Here is a 23039-nt window from a genome sequence, read left to right on the forward strand (position 1 = left end):
GGCTAAGCGCCTAATCCTTAACCTATTTGCCTTATGAATTCGGCTTGCAGTTTAATTTGGCTTCTGCATAAAATGCGACGCTTATAATAATTATTATCGTTTACATTCGTCATTTAATTATTCATCAGAGAAATCAACTATGCCGACCAAGCGTCTTTCATCATCCGTGGCCAAGCAGGGCCGCACCCCCGTCAGCGCGTTAGCGATCACCGTCGCTGCGGCGTTGGGCACGCTGGCGATGCCGGCTTTTTCCGCCGACGCCAAGCCGGCCGCCAAGGAAGACACGATTACCGTTGTGGGCGGTAGCAATACCGCCCAGCAGGAAAGCGCCTGGGGGCCGGTCGGCACCTATGTCGCCAAGCGCAGCGCCACCGGGACCAAAACCGATACGCCGATCGAGAAGAACCCGCAGTCCGTTTCCGTGGTGACGCGTGAAGAGATGGATATGCGTCAGCCGGATACGGTGAAGGGCGCGCTGGCCTATGCGCCGGGCGTATTTGCCAGCCGCGGCAGCTCCACGACCTATGATGCGGTGGCGATCCGCGGCTTCCCGGCCACCAACACCACTCAGTATCTGGATGGGTTGCGGTTGCTGGGCGACAACTACAGCGAAGCGTCCATCGATCCTTATTTCCTCGAGCGCGCCGAGCTGCTGCGCGGCCCGGTCTCGGTGCTGTACGGCAAAAGCAACCCGGGTGGTTTGGTCTCGATGGTCAGCAAGCGGCCAACCACCGAGCCGCTGCGCGAAATCCAGTTCAAAATGGGCACCGATAACCTGTTCCAGACCGGTTTCGATTTCAGCGACGCGCTGGACGATCAGGGTATCTATTCTTACCGCCTGACCGGCCTGGCGAAAGACAGCGATTCGCAGCAGATCATGAGCAAAGAGAAGCGCTATGCGATCGCGCCGTCCTTTAGCTGGCGTCCGGATGACAAAACCAACTTCACGCTGTTGGCCAACATTCAAAACGATCCCTATACCGGTTATTACGGCTGGCTGCCGAAGCAGGGCACGCTGATTCCGCTGCCGAACGGCGGTAAGCTGCCGACCGATTTCAACGAAGGCGAAGCCAGCAACTACACCTCCCGCAAACAGCGGATGATCGGCTACAGCTTCGAACATGCCTTCAACGATACCTGGGCGGTGCGCCAGAATCTGCGCTATATGCAGCTGGAAACCGACATGAAGAGCATCTATGGCAGCGGCGTTTCTGCGGCGACGCCGACGACGATTAATCGCGCCTATGTCCAGTCGAAAGAACACCTGAACAATTTCTCGGTGGATACCCAGGCGCAGGCGAAGGTGAAAACCGGCGATATCGACCACACGCTGTTGTTCGGCGTGGACTACATGCGCATGCGTAACGATATCAATGCCGCATTTGGCTCTGCGGACGGTCTGAGCATGACCAATCCGCAATACGGGAATGACGCGGTCAATATCAACTTCCCCTACCATTACCTGAACCGTCAGGAACAAACCGGCCTGTATGTGCAGGAGCAAGGGGAGTGGAACCAGTGGCTGTTGACGCTGGGCGGGCGCTATGACTGGGCGAAGACTTCCGCTTATAACCGCGATGCGAGTTCGACGAGCCAGCAGACCGATCGCCAGTTCACCTGGCGCGGCGGCCTCAACTACTTGTTCGACAACGGCGTGACGCCGTATTTCAGCTACAGCGAATCGTTTGAACCGAATCTGGGCACGACGCAAGGGGGGAGCACCTTCAAGCCGTCGATCGGCAAGCAGTATGAAGCCGGCGTGAAATATGTGCCGAAGGATCGCCCAATCGTGCTGACCGGCGCCCTGTATCAGCTGACCAAGAACAACAACCTGACGCCGGACCCGAGCAATGCGCAGTTCAGCGTGCAGAGCGGCGAAATCCGTTCACGCGGCGTGGAGCTGGAAGCCAAGGCGGCGTTGAATGCCAACGTCAACCTGATCGCCTCCTATACCTATACCGATGCGAAGTACACCAAGGACAACACCTATCAGGGCAAACCGACCGTCGAGGTGCCGAAACACATGGCTTCGCTGTGGGCGGATTACACCTTCCACGAAACGGCGGTGAGCGGTTTGACGCTGGGTTCCGGCGTGCGTTACGTTGGCTCCAGCTCGAGCTTCAACAGCGATAACACCACCTTCAAGGTGCCGGACTACACGCTGGTGGACGCCACCATTAAATACGATCTGGCGCGCTTTGGCCTGCCGGGTTCGTCCGTGGGCGTCAACATCAACAACCTGTTCGACAAGACTTACGTATCGAGCTGCTACCGCGACTACGCCTGCTACTGGGGCGCAGAACGCCAGGTGGTCGCCACCGCAACCTTCCGTTTCTAACCGGATAGCCGGGGCGGCGGCGCGTCGCCCCGGAAAAAGCAGGATCTATGCAGGACAAACTTCTTAATCCCGGCGCGACGTTCGCACTGGATAACGCCAGCTTCGCCGTTCCCGGCCGGGTGCTGTTGCAACCGCTGTCGCTCCGTTTTCCTCAGGGCAAAGTCTGCGGCCTGATCGGCCATAACGGTTCCGGTAAATCCACCCTGTTGAAACTGCTCGGGCGGCACCATGCGCCCAGCGGCGGTCAGGTCTTGCTCAATCGGCAGCCGTTGGCGCAGTGGGACAGCAAATCCTTCGCCCGCCAGGTGGCCTACCTGCCGCAGCAGTTGCCGGCGGCGGAAGGCATGACGGTGCGCGAGCTGGTGGCCGTCGGCCGCTATCCGTGGCATGGCGCGCTGGGGCGTTTTGGCGCCAACGATCGCCAACAGGTGGAAGAGGCCATCGCGCTGGTGGGGCTGAAGCCGTTCGCCCACCGCCTGGTGGACAGCCTTTCCGGCGGCGAGCGCCAACGCGCCTGGCTGGCGATGATGGTGGCGCAGGATAGCCGCTGCCTGTTGCTCGACGAGCCGACGTCGGCGCTGGACATCGCGCACCAGGTCGAGGTGCTGGCGCTGATCCAGCGCCTGAGCCGCGAACGCGATCTCACGGTGATCGCCGTACTGCACGACATCAATATGGCGGCGCGCTACTGCGACCATTTGGTTGCGCTGCGCGGCGGTGAAATGATCGCTCAGGGCGGCCCGCTGGAACTGATGCAGGGGCCGGTGCTGGAGCAAATTTACGGTATTCCTATGGGCACGTTGCCGCACCCGAGCGGCGGCGCGCCGGTGAGTTTTGTCTACTGATGTCCTCTGCATTCACTTCTTCTCACGATCCGCTGCGCCGCCGCCTGTTGATGGCGCTGGCGCTGTCGCCCCTGTTGGGATCGTTGCCCGGGCGAGCGGCGGATGCGCCGCCGGATATCGCGCGCGTTGCGGCGCTGGAATGGCTGCCGATCGAGCTGCTGTTGGCATTGGGCGTGACGCCGCTGGCGGTGGCCGATGTCCATAACTACAACCTGTGGGTGGCGGAACCGAAGCTGCCGGCGACGGTCGTCGACGTCGGGCAGCGCACCGAACCGAATCTCGAACTGCTGCAGCAGCTCCAGCCTTCGCTGGTGTTGCTGTCGCAAGGCTATGGCCCGACGCCGCGAAAAATCCAACCCATCGCGCCAACCATGAGCTTCGGCTTCAACGACGGCAGCGGCAAACCGCTGACCGTCGCCCGCCAGTCGCTGCTGGCGCTGGGGCAACGATTAGGCATAGAAAGCCGGGCGATAAACCACCTGGCGCAGTTCGACAGCTTTATGCAGGATGCGCGCCAGCGCCTGCAAAGCTACACCCGGCAACCGTTGCTGCTGTTTTCCCTGATCGACACCCGCCATGCGTTGATCATCGGCCAGAAAAGCCTGTTCCAGGAAGCGATGGACCAACTGGGCATCCGCAATGCCTGGCAGGAGCCAACCGACTTTTGGGGCACGGCGGTGGTGGGGATTGAACGGTTGGCCACGGTGCGTAACGCCCGAGTCATTTATCTCGATCACGGCAATCAGGCGATGATGGACAAGGTCAGCGCGACGCCGCTGTGGCAGTCATTGCCCTTCGTGCGGCAAAACCAGCTGCGGCAGGTGCCGGCGGTGTGGTTCTACGGTGCCACGCTGTCGACGATGCGGTTTTGCCGCCTGTTGGCGCAGGCTCAGGAGAGTGCGGCATGAATGCGGGCATTCGGAAATTGCCGCTGACGCTGATCCTGCTGTTGCTGGCGGCGGCAGGCGGTTTGACGATATACAACCTGACGCAGCAACTGCCGCCGGCGCAATGGGCGCGGGCGCTGAGCGCGCCGGACATCGACGACGTGCGGCAAATGCTGTTCCATTACAGCCTGCTGCCGCGGTTGACGGTGTCGCTGTTGGCCGGGGCCGGTCTGGGATTGGTCGGCGTATTGTTCCAGCAGGTGTTGCGCAATCCGTTGGCGGAACCGTCGACGCTCGGCGTGGCCGCCGGCGCGCAGCTCGGCCTGACCATCGCCACGCTGTGGGTGCTGCCGGGGGGCGAGTTCACTCGTCAGCTGGCCGCTATGGTGGGGGCGATCGCGGTGGGCGGGCTGGTGTTCGGCGTCGCCTGGGGCAAGCGGATGTCGCCGGTGACGCTGATTCTGGCCGGGCTGGTGCTGGGGCTTTACTGCGGCGCAGTCAACAGCCTGTTGGCGCTGTTTAATTACGATCAGCTGCAGGGCATGTTCCTGTGGGGCACTGGCGCGTTGAACCAACAGGACTGGAGCGCGGTGCAGTTTATCCTGCCGCGTTTGCTGGTGGCCGGTGCGCTGGCGGCGCTATTGCTGCGCCCGCTGACGCTGCTGGGGCTGGACGACGGCGTGGCGCGCAACCTGGGGTTGGGGCTGTCGATGGCGCGCTTCTGCGCCCTGGGGCTGGCCATCATTTTCAGCGCCATGTTGGTGAGCGCGGTGGGCGTTATCGGCTTTATCGGCCTGTTTGCGCCGCTGATGGCGAAGATGCTGGGCGCTCGCCGCCTGGCGCATCGCATGATGTTGGCGCCGTTGCTGGGGGCGTTGCTGCTGTGGCTGACCGATCAGGTGATGATTGGGGTGGCGCAGGTGTGGCGTGAGATCCCGACCGGGGCGGCCACCGCGCTGTTCGGCGCGCCGCTGCTGCTGTGGTTGCTGCCGCGTTTGCGCAGCGCCGCCACGCCGCCACCGATGAACCTTGGCGACAAGGTGCCTGCCGAGCGCGGGAATCTGCCTGGCTGGGCAGCGCTGGCCGGCGTCGTGCTGTTGATCGGCCTGACGTTGGCGCTGATGCTGGGCAAAAACGCCGGCGGCTGGCACTGGAGCCTGGGCGAGGAGCTGGACGCCTTGCTGCCGTGGCGCTGGCCGCGGGTGCTGTCGGCGTTGGCTGCGGGCATGATGCTGGCGGTCGCCGGCACGCTGATCCAGAAGCTGACCGGCAACCCGATGGCCAGCCCGGAAGTGCTGGGCATCAGCTCCGGCGCCGCTTTTGGCGTCGTGATGATGCTGTTTATGGTGCCGGGCGACGCCTTCGTTTGGCTGTTGCCCGCCGGCAGTCTGGGGGCGGCCGTTACGCTGCTGATCATCATGATTGCCGCCGGCCGCGGCGGTTTCTCGACCGAACGCATGTTGCTCGCCGGCATCGCGCTCAGCACCGCCTTTACCACCGTCATCTTCCTGCTGCTGGCCAGCGGCGATCCGCGTATGGGGGGCTTGCTGACCTGGCTCTCCGGTTCAACCTATTCGGTGGAGCCGGCGCAGGCGCTGCGCACCGCGCTGATCGCCGCCGGATTGATGATATTGGCGCCGCTGTGCCGCCGCTGGCTGACCATTCTGCCGCTCGGCGGCGCCACCGCCCGTTCGGTGGGGATTGCGTTGACGCCTGCGCGATTGACCATCCTGTTGTTGGCCGCCACGCTGACCGCCATGGCGACCCTGACCGTGGGGCCGCTGAGCTTTGTCGGGCTGATGGCGCCGCACATGGCGCGCATGTTGGGCTTCCGCCGCGCGCTGCCGCAAATGGTGATCGCCGCGCTGTTGGGCGGTTTGCTGATGGTATTTGCCGACTGGTGCGGGCGGATGCTGCTGTTTCCGTATCAGATCCCCGCGGGGTTACTGGCGACCTTTATCGGCGCGCCGTACTTCGTTTATCTGTTGCGTAAGCAGACGTCGTAAGCTTCACCCCTACTTTGCCTTCTTCGCCATCAAGGGCCCAGCGTTGCTGGGCCTTTTTTCAACGCCTTGCAAGGCGTTGCGTGTCGCTGCGCAAGAAAGACATTTAACGTGAAAAGGAACGCGGGAAGAGAGGGGGAGGTGAATATACTGCGTGCGGGTGCTCTGGATCTTTGTCTCTGGAGCCTGCGTGAAAGATACAAAGAGAAAAGCCCCGAGTCGATATCCATCAACCCGAGGCCTACTCTAACGCATCACAACGTTAAGTTAGCCTCTTACCCGCCGCGAGGCAAGGAGAAGAAGGCATGATGCCGAACAAACGGAGCCTGTTAAAATTGGTGGTTATTTGTGCCACGGTAATATCACTGGCATGGATAACCCGCAGCACGCTGTGTGAGCTGCGTATCCGATCGGGCACTACGGAGGTTGCGGCCATTTTGGCTTACGAATCCGAACGGTAAGGCAACCCGGCGGCGGGGGCCTTGCCTCCGCCGGCCGGCAGTCGATGCGTTGATCCATGAGCACCCATCCGTTCAAAAAAAACGGCGAGCCTTGGCTCGCCGTTTTTCATGTTGATGTCGGGGCTTATTTCAGGCCGGCGGCATCGCGCAGCTGCGCAGCTTTGTCGGTCGCTTCCCATGGGAAGTGTTCGCGGCCGAAGTGGCCGTAGGCGGCGGTTTCGCGGTAGATCGGCTGCAGCAGATCCATCATCTGGATCAGGCCGTATGGGCGCAGATCGAAGAATTCGCGCACCAGCAGCGTCAGTTGTTCGGTTGGCACTTTCTCGGTACCGAAGGTTTCCACCATGATGGAGGTCGGTTCCGCTACGCCGATAGCGTAAGACACCTGGATCTCGCAGCGATCGGCCAGGCCGGCGGCGACGATGTTTTTCGCCACGTAGCGCGCCGCGTATGCCGCGGAACGGTCAACCTTGGACGGGTCCTTACCGGAGAAGGCACCGCCGCCGTGGCGAGCCATGCCGCCGTAGGTGTCGACGATGATCTTACGGCCGGTCAGGCCGCAGTCGCCCATCGGGCCGCCGATAACGAAACGGCCGGTCGGGTTGATGTGGTATTTGGTGCCCGCCGTCAGCCATTCCGCCGGCAGTACCGGCTTGATGATCTCTTCCATCACCGCTTCTTGCAGATCTTTCAGCGAAATGTCTTCTGAGTGCTGGGTGGACAGAACGACGGCGTCGATGCCGACGATTTTGCCGTCGTCGTATTGGAAGGTCACCTGGCTCTTCGCGTCCGGGCGCAGCCACGGCAGGGTGCCGTTCTTACGCACTTCGGATTGGCGCTGCACCAGACGGTGCGCGTAGGTGACAGGCGCAGGCATCAGCACGTCGGTTTCATTGGTGGCGTAGCCAAACATCAAGCCCTGATCGCCGGCGCCCTGCTCGAGAGGATCGGTACGGTCAACGCCCTGATTGATATCCGGGGATTGCTTGCCGATGGCGCTCAACACTGCGCAGGAGTTGGCGTCAAAGCCCATGTCCGAATGAACGTAGCCGATCTCGCGCACGGTCTTGCGGGTGATCTCTTCGATATCGACCCAGGCGCTGGTGGTGATTTCACCGCCGACCAGCACCATACCGGTTTTCACGTAAGTTTCGCAGGCGACGCGCGCTTTCGGATCTTGTTCCAGGATGGCGTCGAGGACGGCATCGGAGATCTGATCGGCGATTTTATCTGGATGTCCTTCGGAGACGGATTCGGACGTGAAGAGGTGTTTAGCCATTGTGTTCTTTACCTTGCATAAGACGGGTTAGAAATTACTGCACAGCGCTGGAGATCCGGCATCGAAGCGAAGGGTCTTCCGCTGATGGCGCGAGATGCATCCTGCAACGCCCCTCAGGCAAAGCCGTTAAGCAGTTTATCAGTTAACCAGTATAGATGGATTAACATCTGGACGTCTATTTTAGGTCAGGGTTTAGCCAGATTGCCAGTAATTTTTTGCGCTTTCGCTCTTTTGCGCAAACGGGTTGGCGCCATTTTCATCGCTTGAAACAGTTTTCGGCGAATTTTCATTTTGCTTTTTCACCTGCTTACCGGTATAAACTGCGCGCGCGGTTCATTTGCTGCACAGTACGGCGGTCTGGCGTGGGGGAAGGTACGGTAAACTTCCGCTTTGCATTCGTCGGCATTGCGCTATTATCCGTCGCGGGCGTTCGCCGTGGCGCCGCCGCTTCATCGAACGGTCACGTTCTTACACTATTTTAGAGGCTGGGTCGTTCACTCCGAACGGCGCGCGTGGAGGTGGTTGGATTAATGATCCGTTGTCTACCGGTTGTTGGTTCTCAACAGCAGTGCCGTTCTGGCGCACATTCTTCTGCTATTTCCCGTCTTGTCTCTCTGTCACTTACCAGGTGCGATAAACACTTGGCCGCTACTCAGGATTCTCGGGCCGGCTAACGGTCGTCTGAAGAACTGAACAAGGGTAGCCTGCAGCCTTCCTGTGGGATGTTTCTTGGCCCGATTCACGAGGTTTGAACAGGGTGTCTTACAATTATATGAGTGATAAACCGATCGCTGACCGCGAACGGCAGTTCTCTTCGCTGCCGCCGGCGCGGCTTGTTGGGTTGTTCTCGCGGGTTGTAGCTGCGATAGTGGCTGACGGTTTCGTCAGTACGGAATGTGAGGCGAACCATGTCTGATGATCTGTTGATTCACCGTCCGCCGGTTGCGGGCGAGTCTTTATCTTTGCGCTCCATGCAGGAGGTTGCCATGAATGATCGTAATGCCAGCAAGATGCTGCGTACTTATAACGTCGCCTACTGGGGCAACAATTACTATGACGTCAACGAGCTGGGCCATATCAGCGTGTGCCCGGATCCGGATGTCCCGCAGGCGCGCGTCGATCTGGCAGAACTGGTGAAAACGCGCCAGAAAGATGGCCAACGTCTGCCGGCACTGTTCTGCTTCCCGCAGATCCTTCAGCATCGCCTGCGCTCTATCAACGCCGCGTTCAAACGCGCGCGTGAGTCCTTCGGTTACCAGGGCGGCTATTTCCTGGTGTATCCGATCAAGGTGAACCAACATCGCCGCGTGATTGAATCGCTGGTGAACTCCGGCGAACCGCTGGGGCTGGAAGCCGGCTCCAAGGCCGAACTGATGGCGGTGCTGGCGCATGCCGGCATGACCCGCTCGGTGATCGTCTGTAATGGTTATAAAGATCGTGAATATATTCGTCTGGCGCTGATCGGGGAAAAGCTGGGGCACAAGGTGTACCTGGTGATCGAGAAGATGTCCGAGATCAATCTGGTGCTGGAAGAAGCCGAACGGCTGAACGTCATACCGCGCCTGGGCGTGCGTGCGCGTCTGGCATCGCAAGGCTCCGGCAAATGGCAGTCGAGCGGCGGCGAAAAATCCAAGTTCGGTCTGGCGGCGGTGCAGGTGCTGAAGCTGGTGGAAACCCTGCGTGAAGCGGGCCGCCTCGACAGCCTGCAGCTGCTGCACTTCCATTTGGGCTCGCAGCTGGCCAATATTCGCGACATCGCCACCGGTGTACGCGAATCGGCGCGCTTCTACGTTGAGCTGCACAAGCTGGGCGTCAACATTCAGTGCTTCGACGTGGGCGGCGGCTTGGGCGTCGACTACGAAGGCACCCGTTCGCAGTCCGATTGCTCGGTCAACTACGGCCTGAACGAATACGCCAACAACGTGATTTGGGGCATCGGCGACGCCTGTAACGAACACGGCCTGCCGCACCCGACGGTGATCACCGAGTCCGGTCGCGCCGTGACCGCGCACCACACGGTGCTGGTCTCCAACGTGATCGGCGTAGAGCGCAACGAGTTCAGCGAACCGCAGCCGCCGGAAGCCGACGCGCCGCGCGCGCTGGAAAGCATGTGGGAAACCTGGCTGGAAATGAACGAGCCGGAAAACCGCCGCTCGCTGCGCGAATGGCTGCACGACAGCCAGATGGATCTGCACGACGTGCATACCCAATACGCGCACGGCATGCTGGACCTGACCAAGCGCGCCTGGGCCGAGCAGCTGTATCTGAACATCTGCAACAAGATCCAGCAGCAGCTCGATCCGAGCAACCGCGCGCACCGTCCTATCATCGACGAACTGCAAGAGCGCATGGCGGACAAGTTCTACGTCAACTTCTCGCTGTTCCAGTCGATGCCGGATGCCTGGGGCATCGATCAGCTGTTCCCGGTGCTGCCGCTGGAAGGGTTGGATAAGCCGCCGGAAGGCCGTGCGGTGCTGCTCGACATCACCTGCGATTCCGACGGCACCATCGACCATTACGTCGACGGCGACGGCGTGGCGACCACCATGCCGATGCCGCCATACGATCCGGAGAACCCGCCGGCGTTGGGCTTCTTCATGGTCGGTGCGTACCAGGAGATCCTCGGCAACATGCACAACCTGTTCGGCGACACCGCCTCGGTTGACGTGTACGTGTTCCCGGACGGCAGCGTCGAGACCGAGCTGTCCGACGAGGGTGATACCGTGGCGGATATGCTGGAGTACGTGCAGCTCGATCCGAGCGCGCTGCTGTCCAAGTTCCGCGATCAGGTCAAAGAAACCGATCTGGACAGCGAGCTGCAGGCGCAGTTCCTGGAAGAGTTTGAAGCTGGCCTGTACGGCTACACGTATCTGGAAGACGAGTAACCGCCTTCTTCAGGGGGCGATATCGGCCCCCTTGAAGCATGGATAAAATGCGGCCATAATCTGCCGTATCGGTAGCACCGAAACACACATCGAACAAATCCCTTTCTCGTCGGGCTAACGACGCGGGAGGGATTTTTTTTTGTCACGGCCCGGCGTCTGCGCCCGGCAACTTGTTGAACTACGAGGGTTTACTATGAGCACCTTAGGCCATCAGTCCGATAATTCATTAGTGTCCAACGCCTTTGGTTTCCTGCGCTTTCCGCTGAACTTCATGCCTTACGACAGCGATGCAGAGTGGGTCATCACCGGCATTCCGTTTGACATGGCGACCTCCGGTCGCGCCGGCGGCCGTCATGGCCCGGCGGCCATCCGCCAGGTGTCCACCAACCTGGCCTGGGAAGGCAACCGTTGGCCGTGGAGCTTCGATCTGCGCGATCGCCTGAACGTGGTTGACTGCGGCGACATCGTGTTCAACTTCGGCGATGCGCAGGACATGAGCGACAAGCTGCAGGCGCACGCGGAGAAACTGCTGAAGGCCGGTAAGCGCATGCTCTCGTTCGGCGGCGACCACTTCGTCACCCTGCCGCTGCTGCGTGCGCACGCCAAGCATTTCGGCAAGCTGGCGCTGGTGCACTTTGACGCCCATACCGATACCTACGCCAACGGCAGCAAGTTCGACCACGGCACCATGTTCTATCATGCGCCGAACGAAGGCCTGATCGACCCGCATCACTCGGTGCAGATCGGCATTCGCACCGAGTTCGATCACGACAATGGCTTTACCGTACTGGACGCCGCGCAGGTGAACGATCGCAGCGTGGACGACCTGCTGACCCAGATCAAAGACATCGTCGGCGATATGCCGGTGTACCTGACCTTCGACATCGACTGCCTGGATCCGGCGTTCGCACCGGGCACCGGCACGCCGGTGATCGGCGGTCTGACTTCCGATCGCGCGCTGAAACTGGTGCGCGGCATGCAGTCGCTGAACATCGTCGGCATGGACGTAGTGGAAGTGGCGCCGGCCTATGACCAGTCCGAGATCACCGCGCTGGCCGCGGCGACGTTGGGTCTGGAGATGCTGTACCTGCAGGCGGCCAAGAAACACGCCTGACGCCAGGCCACGCCTCGCTGAAAAAGCGGCTCCCATCGTATGGGGGCCGCTTTTTTTATTTCATTTGTCGCCATCCGTGCGGCGATTTTCAGTCTGTTGCAACGCCTTTGCGCAATTTTGCGCAGAAATGAAACGGAGTCAGTAAAAAGGAACCGGGATAACGGGGAGGATGAATATACTGCGGGCGGGTGCTCTGGATCTTTGTATCTAGAGCCTGCGTGAAAGGTACAAAGAGAAAAGCCCCGAGTCGATATTCATCAACCCGAGGCCTACTCTAACGCCAGCAACGTTAAGTTAGCCTCTTACCCGCCGCGAGGCAAGGAGAAGAAGGCATGATGCCGAACAAACGGAGCCTGTTAAAACTGGTGGTTATTTGTGCCACGGTAATATCACTGGCATGGATAACCCGTAGCACGCTGTGCGAGCTGCGGATCCGATCGGGCACTACGGAGGTTGCGGCCATTTTGGCTTACGAATCCGAACGGTAAGGCAACCCGGCGACGGGGGATGTCCCCCGTCTGCTGGTTGTTGGCGTCCAGATCCATGAGCACCCTCTCAAGGCCATTGGCTTTCTCTGCCGCAACGGTGCGGGAACAGGCTATGCCCGCTTCACCTGGCGCGCCAGCAACATGCGGCCAAACAGTGCGCCGCCCGCCAGCAGCGTCAGCAGCTGCGAGGCGATCAGTACCGCAAAGCCCGAGGATACCTTGCCCTGGCTGGCCATCACCATGCCCATCGCCATCGGCACGAACGCCGAGAACAGATTGCCGATGCCGTTGATCAGCCCATAGGCGCTGCCGACCGCCTCCGGCCGCGCATAATGCTGCAGCAGCGTGGGGATCGCCGCGCCTTGCGCGCCCCAACAGGCGTTGGCCGCCAGCAGGAAGAACGCGATCCAGCCAAGCTGATGGCTGTTCATTACGCCATAGATGCACAGCGCGGTCGCCGCGCCGCCAAAGACGAAGATCAGCGGCGCCTGATAGGGGCGGATACGATCGAGCAGCACGCCGCCGAGGTATTTTGAGGCGATGCTGACGATGAAAGGCAGTGCGGCCATCCATCCCATCTGCTTGATGGAGAACCCCTTTTCATCGGTCAGATACGCCGGCAACCAGGAGCTGGACCCCCACAGATAGCTGAGCGTGGCGATCTCGATCAGCAGGATCCAACCGAGCATCGGCGTGCGCCAGGCCAGCGCGAAGGTGTGCCAGACGCGGCTCAACACCGGCTGAGGATCGGCGGGGCGTGAAGATGAGGGTAAGGCGAGCGGATGAACGAACAGCCGCACCAGCGCCAGGCCCAACAGCAGGTTGAGCAGCGCCAGCAGGTGAAACGACATCGCCCACCCGAAGTGCGCCATCAGAAAACTCACCAGCGGAAAGCCGATCACCAGCCCCAACGAGACGCCCAGCGCGCTGACCGCGTTGGGTTTGCCGCGTTCGTCGGCGGCGAAATGATCGCTGATGTACATGGTCTTGAGCGAGAACAGCGGTCCTTCGCTGACGCCAAGCAGCGCGCGCACCGCGCACAGCAACAGCAGCGATCCCGCCAGCGGCGACGCGGCGGTGAACAGCGCCCACAGCACGACGCTCAGCGTCAGCGCGCGGCGGTAACCCATCAGCGTTTCCAGAAACGGTGTCAGCAACATGGCGGACAGGCCGTAACCGAGTAAAAACACCGTCATCAGCGTGCCCTGATGGGCGCGGTCACCACCGAGTTGAAAGTGTTGCAGGAAGTCGGGATTGACCAACATCACGGCGATATTAACCCGATCCGCATAGGCGATAACGATCAGAAACAACAGGGCAATCACCCCAAACCAGCGTTGACGTTGTTGCACGGCGCGTTCCTCAGTGCGAGCGGTTGACGAATTCAGGCAGCAGTAAACTCACCTGCGGATGCCATTACGCGCAAACGCGGGGATGAGGCCGATTTATGTAAATTTATTGTTATAAAATTGGGTGTAAAAGACAGCGAGAGCACTCTTTTACGCGCAATGCGCCGCCAGGATCAACGCAATTTTTGCCATAAACTAGCTGAAGAGCGCACAACTGACATAGGTTTTTCATATCGGTGCATTATTTCGTGATCCTTCCCGCATTTGTCATTTTTAAACAACCTTTCATTAACATTTGCCGCGCCGCTCGCTTGACGAAAGTTTCGCCAGACTTATAGTGACTGTATTAAATAAGAAACTGAGTTTCATATATGAAACAATCAGATAGAGGATAAAAGCAATGAGCTGGAAGAATGTGTGCGAAGTGTCTCAGGTGAAAGAAGATTTTCCTTTCTCCGGCAAAGTGGAAGGCAAAGAGATCGGGGTTTACCTGCTCGACGGTAACTACTATGCGCTGGAAGACGTCTGTCCGCATGCTTACGCCTTGCTCAGCCAGGGGTTTGTAGACGACGGCAAGGTTGAGTGCCCACTGCACGAAGCGCTGTTTGACGTGCGCACCGGCCAGTGCCTGCGTGAGCCGGGCGGCCGCGATCTGCAAACCTATCCCACCCGGGTGGTCGACAACCAAATCCAGATCACCTTTATCGCGGAGGAGTAATCATGCAGCACATCACCGATTTCAATCCCTGGCTGCCGGACACCCAACAGGTGACGCCGGCCCGCGAAGGCGGCAACGGTCAAATCCATCAGCCGGGCCAGTTCCGCAACGTTGTGTGGCAAAACCGTGCCCGGGTGCCGGACGGTTTCGAAACCGCGCTGGTGGCGGCGCTGGAAACGATTTTCGATCAGGGCGCGGAAGAGCTGGAACAGATCGTCAGCGCGTTGAATCAGCGCCGCCTGTTCGATCGCAGCGGCCAGCCGTGGAATGAGGCGACGTTCCGCGAATTCCTTCACGTTAACGGTTTCTGATCGACACCCGGGAGAAGACAATGACAGCAAACACAACATCCTCCGAACAGAGCTTGCAGGACTATCTTGACCAGGGGCTGCGCGGCATGTGGTATCCGGTGCTGGCCAGTTGGGAAGTAGGCAACAACCCGGTCGGCATCACCCGCCTTGAGCAACAAATCGTGGTGTGGCGCGACGGTGAAGGCCAGATACACGCGTTGGAAGATCGCTGCCCGCACCGCGGCGCGCGGCTTTCCATGGGGTGGAACCTCGGCGATCGCATCGCCTGTTGGTATCACGGGGTGGAAGTCGGCGGCGACGGGACGGTGAAAGACGTGCCGGCGGTGGATCGCTGCCCGCTGGTGGGGCAAAAATGCCTGCGCGCTTACCCGGCCAAAGAAGCCTACGGCGCGGTGTTCCTCTATTTTGGCGTGACGGCGGATGAAGCGCCGGCGGAGCTGACTTTCCCGCAAGAGCTGGCGGACGAAGCGTCGTACAGCCACTTCTTGTGTACCGCCAGTTGGAACTGCAACTACCAATACGCCCTGGAAAACGTGATGGATCCGATGCACGGCACCTACCTGCACTCTTCCTCGCACTCGATGGCGGAAGGGGATCGCAAGGCGGACATGGGGCTGGAGCCGACCGACAGCGGGTTTATCTTCAAGAAAAACGGCCAGATCGGCGTCAACTTCGACTGGGTGGAGTTCGGCAACAGCGGCGCGTATTGGATGCGTCTGTCGATCCCGTACAAGAAACGTTTCGGGCCGGGCGGCCACTTCTGGATCATCGGTATGGTGGTGCCGGAAGACAAGGATCACTGCCGGGTATTCTTCTGGCGCATCCGTAAGGTCAAAGACTGGCAGCGCGACATGTGGCGCTTCATGTATCGCAATCGCTTGGAATCATTGCATTGGGACGTCCTCGAGCAGGATCGCATCGTGCTTGAAAACATGGCGCCTAACGCCCGTGGCCGCGAATACCTGTACCAGCACGACGTCGGTCTGTCGCGCCTGCGCCGCCTGATGCAGAAAGAGGCGCAGAAACAGCTGGCGACGCTGCGCGAGCGGGAGGCGGCGCAGTGAACGGCCTGCTGAACGGCAAGCGCATCGTGGTCACCGGCGCGGCGCGCGGTCTGGGCTACAGCTTCGCCGCCGCCATTGCCGCTGCCGGCGCGCAGGTGGTGATGTGCGACATTTTGGCGGATGAGCTGGCGGCGAGCGGCGCCGCGCTGCGCGAGCAGGGCGCTCAGGTAGAAACGCAAATCATCGATCTGGCCTCACCGGATTCGATCCGTTCGGCGTTCGAGAAGATCGCCACAGGCGGCGGGATCGACGGGCTGGTGAACAACGCGGCGCTGGCGACCGGCGTCGGCGGTAAAACCATGATGGAATACGACATCGATCTGTGGGATCGGGTAATGCAGGTCAACGTGCGCGGTACCTGGTTGGTGAGCCAGGCGGCAGTGCCGCTGCTGGCGCGCAACCCGCACGCCAAGATCGTCAACGTGGCGTCGGACACCGCGCTGTGGGGCGCGCCGCGCCTGATGGCCTATGTCGCCAGCAAAGGCGCGGTGATCGCGATGACGAGATCGATGGCGCGCGAGCTGGGCCCGCAGGGCATCTGCGTCAACGCTATTGCGCCGGGCCTGACGCGGGTGGAAGCCACCGAGTATGTGCCCGCCGAGCGCCATCAGCTGTATGAGCAGGGGCGCGCGCTGGCCGGGGCGCAGCATCCGGACGATGTGAACGGCACGGTGCTTTATCTGCTGTCGCCGCTGGCGGATTTCGTCACCGGCCAACTGCTGCCGGTCAACGGCGGCTTCGTATTCAACTGACGGCCCGCAGGGCAGGCGCACAGCGCAGGAGCGAGAGATGGCGGACGAGCAAGCATGTAAGTATCTGATCCCGGGACTGGATCGCGGATTGCAGTTGCTGCTGGCGTTTGGCGAGCAGCATAAGGAAATGACCTTTGCCGAGTTGCATCGCCTGGTTGATATGCCGAAGGCCACCGCCTACCGCGTGGTGCAGACGCTCGAGCACCTGGGCTTTCTGGAGCGCAATCCGCGCACCAATACCTTCGCGCTGGGCATCAAGGTGCTGCGTCTCGGCTTTGAATACATCGCGTCGCTGGACGTCGCGCAGGCCGGCCAGCCGGTGATCGAACAGCTGCGCGATCGCAGCCAGTGCAGCAGCCATCTGGCGATCCGCGACGGGCGCGACGTTATCTATATCGCCCGCGTCAGCGCCGCCGGTTCTCAGATCAATCAGGTCAGCGTCGGCACCCGTTTGCCGGTGCACCAAACCTCGCTCGGCCGCATGTTGTTGACCAGCGCCACCCGCAGCGAGTTCGAACAACTCTATCCGGACGCGCAGCTGCCGGGCAACGCGCCGGGCACCCCGGCGGATCGCGAAACGCTGTGGCAGATGGTGCAGCAAGACAAGGCGCGCGGCTATGTAATCGGCGAATCGTTCTTCCGCCACGGCATCTCCTCGATCGTCTACCCGATCTTCAACCGTGAGCAGCGGGTCGAGGCGGTGGTCAGCATCATGGTGCCGTCCGATGAGATCCCGAAAGCGGATCGCGAGCGGCTGCGCATGGAAGTGCGCGATGCGGCGGAGAAAATTTCCGGCTTCCTCGGCGCGCCGCCGCAGGCCAACGTCGGCTAACCGACAGGACCGACTCTTTCACTCAGGCAGGGATAAGGCCCACAGCAAACAGGGGCCGGGGTTCAGTCATGCCTGAAAACCGTATACAGCGAGAACGTGAGGCTGAGCAATGAGCGTAATCGGAATCGAAAAACTGGAGTTTGGCGTCGAAGATCTGCCAATCTGCGAAAAATTCATGCATGACTTTGGCCTGCAGCCCGCCACGCAACATTGGGGCGAACCGCAGCGCGAATTCACTACCCTGAGCGGGGCGCGGGTCGTTCTGCACCCGTTGCAAAGCGCGGCGCTGCCTGCGGCGTTTGAAGGCGGTTCCACCCTGCGCCGCATGACCTGGGGCGTGGCATCGCCCGCGGATCTGGCGCGTCTGCAGCCGCGTTTGGCGTTGATGCCCGGCTTTCGTCAGGTGGGGGAAGAGCTGGAATGCCGCGATCCCAACGGCATGACGCTGCGCTTCGTCGTCAGCCGCCAGCAGGCGGTCGAAGTGCCGGTCACGCCGATCAACCAATGGGGCGACGTGCGCCGCATCGATCAACCCAGCCCGGTCTACTCGCAGGCGCAGCCGATCAATATCGGCCACGTGGTGTTCTTCGTTGACGATCTGGCGGCGACCGAGCGTTTCTACCGCGAGCTGTTGGATTTCCAGGTTTCCGATCGCTATATCGATCGCGCCGTCTTCCTGCGCACCCAGGCGCGCGGCGGCCACCATAATCTGTTCCTGCTGAAGCTGCCTAACCGCCCACGCGGCCTGAACCATGTGGCGTTCACCGTGCGCGATATCCATGAAGTGATCGGCGGCGGCATCGCCATGAACAAAGAGCAGTGGAGCACCTTCATCGGCCCTGGCCGCCACCCGATTTCCTCGGCGTATTTCTGGTACGTCAACAGCCCGACCGGCGGCGCGTTCGAGTACTACACCAACGACGATTATCTGACGGAAAACTGGCAGCCGCGCGAGCTGGAACATTCGCTGGTCTCCTTCACCGAATGGGCGGTAGAAGGCGGCATCGATCACGATACGCGCCGCCAGCATAAAAAGGCGGAGGCGTTATGAACCGGCCGGAACAGGCGGGCATTGTCATCGTCGGCGGCGGCCAGGCCGGCGGTTGGGCGGCCAAGACGCTGCGTGACCGGGGTTACAGCGGCCGGCTGACGGTGATAAGCGACGAACCCTACGATTTTTACGAGCGGCCGCCGCTGTCGAAAGCGGCGCTGCTGGATGCCGCGGCTCCCCTGAGCCGGCTGTTCAGCGAACAGGCGGTGGCGGAGCTGAACATCGACTGGCGTCGCCCGCTGCGCGCCGAGTCTATCGACGCCGAACAGCAAATCGTCACGCTCAGCGACGGGCGACGGCTGCAGTTCGAGCAGTTGCTGATCGCCACCGGCGGGCGGCCGCGTTTGCCGGGCGCCGCTTGGGCGCAGCACCCGCGCGTGATGACGCTGCGTTCCTGGGATGATGCGGCCCGGTTGCGGCAGGGCCTGCAGAGTTGCCGTCGTCTGGCGATCGTCGGCGGCGGTTGGATCGGGCTGGAGATCGCCGCTTCTGCGCGCCGTCTCGGCGTTGAGGTGACGGTGTTTGAGCGCCAGCCTGCGCTGTGCATGCGCAGCGTCGGCGCCGATGTCTCACAGGCGTTGCTCGAACTGCATCGCCGGCAGGGCGTGACGGTGTTGTGCGGCTGCGGCGAGATCTCGCTGGAAGATCGCGACGGCGCCGCCTGGATCGGCAGCGAAGTCAGCGATCCGCAGGCCTTCGATCTGGTGGTGGTGGGGATCGGCGTCGAGCTGAATCTCGAACTGGCGCGCAGCGCCGGGCTGGCTATCGAGTCCGGCATTGTGGTCGACGGCCAGGGGCGCACCAGCCATCCGGCGATCTTCGCCGCCGGCGATGTGGCGCGCCACCCGACGCTCGGCCTGTGCCTGCAGTCCTGGGCCTACGCGCAAAATCAGGCCATCAGCACCGCCTGTGCAATGCTCGACGCCTTCGCCGCTCCGTATGACGACGTGGCCTGGCTTTGGTCGGATCAATACGACGTCAATATCCAGATCCTCGGCGTGCCGAGCGGCGGCGTGCACCATGTGGTGCGCCGCACGCCGCAGTCGCAGGTGTTCTTCACGCTGAACGCCGATCGGCAGCTGGTGCAGATGGTGGCGTTCAACGACGCGCGCACCATCAAGCTCGGCAAGCGTTGGCTGGCGAGCGGCCGGGTGCTGGATCCGCAGCAGCTGGCGGATGCGGAGTTTTCTTTGATGGCGTTGAAATAACGCCCGAACCTCGGGAGCGTTTTATGACTACGCAAGACATTGACGCCCGCGCTGGACGGGCGGGGGAAAACGTTGCCGAAAATCCGCAGCAGCGGGTGCGCTGGTCGGTGCCGATCGCGCTGTTCGCCTGCGTGCTGCTGGCGTTTTTCGACAAGATCAGCATCGCGGCGCTGTTTTCCGACGCCGAGTTTCAGCAGGCGCTGGGCATCGGTTTTGACCCGGCGCGGCTGGGGTTGCTGATGAGCGCGTTTCTGTTCTCCTACGGCATCTCCTCGATGCTGCTCAGCGGCATCGGCGATCGGCTTAATCCGGTCAAAGTATTGATTGGCATGATGGTGGTGTGGGGCGTGCTGATGGTGTTGATGGGGCTGGTGCGCTCCTATCACGCCATGATGACGCTGCGCATTCTGCTCGGCATCGCCGAAGGGCCGCTGCTGCCGATGGCCTACGCCATTATTCGTCAGGCCTTCCCGCCGCAGCTGCAGGCGCGCGCCACCATGCTGTGGCTGCTCGGCACGCCGCTCGGGGCCGCGCTCGGCTTCCCGGTCACCCTGTACATCCTCAATACCTTCGACTGGCAGGCCACCTTCTTCTTTATGGCGTTTCTGACGCTGCCGGTGATGTTGCTGGTGCTGTTCGGCATGCGCCACCTGAATGTGTCGCGTCCGGCGGCGGCGGCCAAGCCGGCGGTGTCCGAACGCCAACAGCATCGCCGCGAGCTGTTGCGCAGCCCGCATTTCTGGATGATTTGCCTGTTCAATATCGCCTTCCTGACCTACCTGTGGGGCATGAACGGCTGGTTGCCGAGCTATCTGATCAAGGGCAAAGGCATTCATCTGGAACATGCCGGTTACCTCTCTTCGCTGCCGTTCATCGCCATGCTGCTCGGTGAAGTGCTGGGCGCCTGGCTGTCGGACAAGCTGGATCGGCGTGCGCTGGCCTGCTTCCTGTCGCTGTGCGGCGCCGGCCTTGGCCTGGCGGTGGTGCTGCACCTGCAGGGCACTTACAGCGTGATCGCCGCCATGGCTTTCAGCACCTTTATGTGGGGCGCCGGCGCGCCGAATATTTTCGCGCTGTTGGCGAAGGCGACCAGCAGCAAGGTCAGCGCCACCGCCGGTGGCATTTTCAACGGACTGGGCAATTTTTCCGGCGCGCTGGCGCCGGTGCTGATGGGGGCGTTGATCGCCGCCACCGGCAATATGGATAACGGCCTGCTGTTCCTGGTGGTGATGGCGTTCGTCGGCTGCCTCATTCTGCTGCCGTTGCTGAGGAAGTACTGATTAATCAATCATTTCAACAGAGGAGTGACAACATGTCTCAGGTTGAGAACAAAGCCGGCGTCAAGCCGCAGGATCTGTCGATGGAAAACTGGGTGGAGTCGCGCATCGCTCGTTTCGAAGGCCGCAAATACGACTGGAACGCGCTGAAATTCCAGGCCGATTTCGACCCGAAATACCGCCGTGCGCAGATGCGCTACATCGGCACCGGCGCCACCGGCGTGGCCAGCGACGCCAACACCATTCCGGCGGGCAATTTCACCTTCTCCACCATGGTGTTGCCGTCGAAGTGCGAGGGCCCGTTGCACCTGCACGACGACGTGGAAGAAGTGTTTTTCATGCTGAAAGGCAGCATCACGCTGATGATCCAGGATGGCGAAGAGTATTACGAAACCAGGCTGAAAGAGCGCGATTTGATCTCGGTGCCGGCGGGCGTGTATCGCGGCCTGTTCAATCACGGCGAGGAAGAGGCGCTGATGTGCGTGATGCTCGGCACCGCCAAGCCGGAGATCCCGACTTATCCGGCGGACCACCCGCTGTCTAAAGTGAAGCGTAACTGATGAACGGCCTGGCGCAACGCCAACGGGCGCGCTGCGGGGCGTATACCCTGAGCTGGCGCGAGGCCGGGCAGGGGCGGCCGGTGGTGTTGCTGCACGGCATCAGTTCCGGATCCGCCTCGTGGATCAAGCAGTTTAACGACAGCGGCCTGACGGACGGCCATCGTCTGTTGGCGTGGGACGCGCCGGGCTACGGCGGCAGCCTGCCGTTGGCGGATCCGCAGGCTGACGCCGCCGGTTATGCGGCGGCGTTGGCGGCGCTGATTGATGAGCTGCAGCTGGCGCAGCCGCTGATCGTCGGCCATTCGCTGGGAGCGCTGATCGGCAGCGCCTACGCCGCCGGCTATCCGGACGGGCTATGTGGGCTGGTGTTGGCGGATCCGGCGCAGGGCTATGCCGCGGCGCCGGAGGAAAAACGCCGACAGGTGTACGGCCAGCGCCAACAGATGATGGAGACGCTGGGGCCGGTGGGCTACGGCGAGCAGCGGGCGGCGGCCTTGCTGCGCGAAGGTGCGGATCCGCAGGATATCGCCTGGGTGCGTAACGGCATGCAACAGCTCGATCCCGACGGTTTTCTGAGTGCCGCCTGGATGCTGGCCAACGATGATATTGGCCGCTATCTGGCGCGCTATCGCGGCCCGCTGGAAGTGTGGTGCGGTGAACAGGATCGCATTACGCCGCCGGAGAAGGCGGCCGAGCTGGCGCGTGAGCAAGACGCGACGCTGCGCCTGATTGCCGCCGCCGGTCACGCCAGCTACCTCGATGCGCCGGCGTGTTTCAACCGCTATCTGCGGGATTTTACGGGAGCAATCCAACGATGAATTTTCAGCTTGAGGATCGGGTGGCGGTGGTGACCGGCGGCTCATCGGGCATCGGTTTCGAAACCCTGAAACTGCTGCTGGCCGAAGGGGCGAAGGTGGCGTTCTGCGGCCGCGATCCGGACAAACTGGCCGGCGCGGAGGCCAGCCTGCGCGCGGACTTCCCGCAGGCGGAGATCCTGGCGCTGCGCTGCGACGTGCTGGATGCGCAGCAGGTGGCGCAGTTCGCCGCTCAGGTGACGGCGCGTTTCGGCTGCGTGGATCTGCTGATCAACAACGCCGGTCAGGGCTTCGTCGCCCACTTTGACCAGACGCCGCGCGAAGCCTGGCTGCATGAGGCAGAGCTGAAGCTGTTCGGCGTGATCAACCCGGTGCAGGCGTTTTTACCGGCGCTGGAACGATCGGACATCGCGTCTATCACCTGCGTGAACTCGCTGCTGGCGCTGCAGCCGGAAGAACACATGATCGCCACCTCGGCGGCGCGCGCCGCGCTGCTCAATATGACGTTGACGCTGTCGAAAGAGCTGGTGGGCAAAGGCATTCGGGTTAACTCGATCTTGCTGGGGATGGTGGAGTCGGGCCAATGGCGCCGCCGTTTCGACGATCGCAGCGATAAAGATCAAAGCTGGGAGCAGTGGACGGCGGCGATCGCCGAACGCCGCGGCATCCCGATGAAGCGCCTCGGCAAGCCGCAGGAACCGGCGCAGGCGCTGCTGTTCCTCGCTTCGCCGCTGGCTTCCTTTACCACCGGCGCGGCGCTGGACGTTTCCGGCGGCTTTAACCGCCATGTGTAGCAGGGGCC

At 61.6% G+C, this 23039-nt stretch carries 21 protein-coding genes; 19 read left to right on the top strand and 2 right to left on the bottom strand.

The genetic code is table 11. The features are described 5' to 3' along the window. Nucleotides 1-139: 139 nt before the first annotated feature. From fhuA to ACUTQY_RS18795, 5 genes are all read left to right on the top strand, one after another. Nucleotides 140-2338: a ferrichrome porin FhuA gene (fhuA, locus tag ACUTQY_RS18775; protein WP_046687785.1), complete on the top strand. Its 2199-nt coding sequence runs from the start codon at nucleotides 140-142 to the stop codon at nucleotides 2336-2338. A gap of 47 nt (nucleotides 2339-2385) precedes the next feature. Continuing rightward, on the top strand, nucleotides 2386-3183 hold the full coding sequence (gene fhuC / locus ACUTQY_RS18780; protein WP_033644707.1) for a Fe3+-hydroxamate ABC transporter ATP-binding protein FhuC: 798 nt from the start codon (nucleotides 2386-2388) through the stop codon (nucleotides 3181-3183). Then, nucleotides 3183-4091, top strand: a complete 909-nt coding sequence (fhuD, locus tag ACUTQY_RS18785; RefSeq protein ID WP_033644708.1) for a Fe(3+)-hydroxamate ABC transporter substrate-binding protein FhuD — start codon at nucleotides 3183-3185, stop codon at nucleotides 4089-4091. Before fhuC ends, fhuD begins: the two co-directional genes overlap by 1 nt. Further along, nucleotides 4088-6076 carry a Fe(3+)-hydroxamate ABC transporter permease FhuB gene (gene fhuB, locus ACUTQY_RS18790; RefSeq protein ID WP_046687784.1) on the top strand — a complete coding sequence of 663 codons (1989 nt, stop codon included), beginning with the start codon at nucleotides 4088-4090 and terminating at the stop codon, nucleotides 6074-6076. Before fhuD ends, fhuB begins: the two co-directional genes overlap by 4 nt. A 305-nt stretch (nucleotides 6077-6381) precedes the next feature. Continuing rightward, nucleotides 6382-6534: a Hok/Gef family protein gene (locus tag ACUTQY_RS18795; protein WP_004937610.1), complete on the top strand. Its 153-nt coding sequence runs from the start codon at nucleotides 6382-6384 to the stop codon at nucleotides 6532-6534. Nucleotides 6535-6658: 124 nt separating this feature from the next. Here ACUTQY_RS18795 and metK read toward each other — a convergent pair whose 3' ends face one another. Next, nucleotides 6659-7813 carry a methionine adenosyltransferase gene (gene metK, locus ACUTQY_RS18800; protein WP_033644710.1) on the bottom strand — a complete coding sequence of 385 codons (1155 nt, stop codon included), beginning with the start codon at nucleotides 7811-7813 and terminating at the stop codon, nucleotides 6659-6661. Nucleotides 7814-8721: 908 nt separating this feature from the next. On the opposite strand from metK, the gene speA reads away from it, so the two are divergent. From speA to ACUTQY_RS18815, 3 genes are all read left to right on the top strand, one after another. Continuing rightward, entirely contained in the window at nucleotides 8722-10698 is a 1977-nt protein-coding gene (gene speA, locus ACUTQY_RS18805; RefSeq protein WP_028127388.1) for a biosynthetic arginine decarboxylase, read from the top strand. Between the two features lie 193 nt (nucleotides 10699-10891). Next, entirely contained in the window at nucleotides 10892-11812 is a 921-nt protein-coding gene (gene speB, locus ACUTQY_RS18810; protein ID WP_445583302.1) for an agmatinase, read from the top strand. Nucleotides 11813-12147: 335 nt separating this feature from the next. Continuing rightward, the gene (locus tag ACUTQY_RS18815; protein ID WP_004937610.1) at nucleotides 12148-12300 is read left to right on the top strand and encodes a Hok/Gef family protein; all 153 of its coding nucleotides are present in this window, start codon (nucleotides 12148-12150) and stop codon (nucleotides 12298-12300) included. Nucleotides 12301-12410: 110 nt separating this feature from the next. On the opposite strand, the gene ACUTQY_RS18820 is transcribed toward ACUTQY_RS18815, so the two are convergent. Further along, nucleotides 12411-13652, bottom strand: a complete 1242-nt coding sequence (locus ACUTQY_RS18820; RefSeq protein ID WP_046687783.1) for an MFS transporter — start codon at nucleotides 13650-13652, stop codon at nucleotides 12411-12413. Between the two features lie 397 nt (nucleotides 13653-14049). Here ACUTQY_RS18820 and ACUTQY_RS18825 point away from each other — a divergent pair, with 397 nt between their 5' ends. From ACUTQY_RS18825 to ACUTQY_RS18875, 11 genes are all read left to right on the top strand, one after another. Next, nucleotides 14050-14367 carry a non-heme iron oxygenase ferredoxin subunit gene (locus ACUTQY_RS18825; RefSeq protein ID WP_004937614.1) on the top strand — a complete coding sequence of 106 codons (318 nt, stop codon included), beginning with the start codon at nucleotides 14050-14052 and terminating at the stop codon, nucleotides 14365-14367. A gap of 2 nt (nucleotides 14368-14369) precedes the next feature. Then, nucleotides 14370-14678: a recombinase-like helix-turn-helix domain-containing protein gene (locus ACUTQY_RS18830; protein ID WP_019456046.1), complete on the top strand. Its 309-nt coding sequence runs from the start codon at nucleotides 14370-14372 to the stop codon at nucleotides 14676-14678. A 20-nt stretch (nucleotides 14679-14698) separates the two neighbouring features. Further along, nucleotides 14699-15742: an aromatic ring-hydroxylating oxygenase subunit alpha gene (locus ACUTQY_RS18835; protein ID WP_033652735.1), complete on the top strand. Its 1044-nt coding sequence runs from the start codon at nucleotides 14699-14701 to the stop codon at nucleotides 15740-15742. Beyond that, nucleotides 15739-16494 carry an SDR family oxidoreductase gene (locus ACUTQY_RS18840; RefSeq protein WP_033644716.1) on the top strand — a complete coding sequence of 252 codons (756 nt, stop codon included), beginning with the start codon at nucleotides 15739-15741 and terminating at the stop codon, nucleotides 16492-16494. The genes ACUTQY_RS18835 and ACUTQY_RS18840 overlap by 4 nt, the downstream gene beginning before the upstream one ends. 37 nt (nucleotides 16495-16531) lie before the next feature. After that, complete coding sequence (locus ACUTQY_RS18845) at nucleotides 16532-17326, top strand: IclR family transcriptional regulator (protein ID WP_004937625.1); 795 nt, start codon at nucleotides 16532-16534, stop codon at nucleotides 17324-17326. Nucleotides 17327-17435: 109 nt separating this feature from the next. Then, nucleotides 17436-18377: a VOC family protein gene (locus ACUTQY_RS18850; RefSeq protein WP_046687782.1), complete on the top strand. Its 942-nt coding sequence runs from the start codon at nucleotides 17436-17438 to the stop codon at nucleotides 18375-18377. Next, the gene (locus ACUTQY_RS18855) at nucleotides 18374-19585 is read left to right on the top strand and encodes an NAD(P)/FAD-dependent oxidoreductase (RefSeq protein WP_042785343.1); all 1212 of its coding nucleotides are present in this window, start codon (nucleotides 18374-18376) and stop codon (nucleotides 19583-19585) included. The genes ACUTQY_RS18850 and ACUTQY_RS18855 overlap by 4 nt, the downstream gene beginning before the upstream one ends. A 23-nt stretch (nucleotides 19586-19608) precedes the next feature. After that, nucleotides 19609-20865: an MFS transporter gene (locus ACUTQY_RS18860; protein ID WP_128868590.1), complete on the top strand. Its 1257-nt coding sequence runs from the start codon at nucleotides 19609-19611 to the stop codon at nucleotides 20863-20865. Between the two features lie 32 nt (nucleotides 20866-20897). Next, the gene (locus tag ACUTQY_RS18865; RefSeq protein WP_004937634.1) at nucleotides 20898-21422 is read left to right on the top strand and encodes a cupin domain-containing protein; all 525 of its coding nucleotides are present in this window, start codon (nucleotides 20898-20900) and stop codon (nucleotides 21420-21422) included. After that, a complete protein-coding gene (locus ACUTQY_RS18870) occupies nucleotides 21422-22240 on the top strand; it encodes an alpha/beta fold hydrolase (protein WP_046687779.1) in 819 nt (272 codons plus the stop codon). The genes ACUTQY_RS18865 and ACUTQY_RS18870 overlap by 1 nt, the downstream gene beginning before the upstream one ends. Next, nucleotides 22237-23031 carry an SDR family oxidoreductase gene (locus tag ACUTQY_RS18875; RefSeq protein ID WP_046687778.1) on the top strand — a complete coding sequence of 265 codons (795 nt, stop codon included), beginning with the start codon at nucleotides 22237-22239 and terminating at the stop codon, nucleotides 23029-23031. The genes ACUTQY_RS18870 and ACUTQY_RS18875 overlap by 4 nt, the downstream gene beginning before the upstream one ends. Nucleotides 23032-23039: the final 8 nt, after the last annotated feature.

Source organism: Serratia sp. TSA_130.1, from assembly GCF_052691795.1.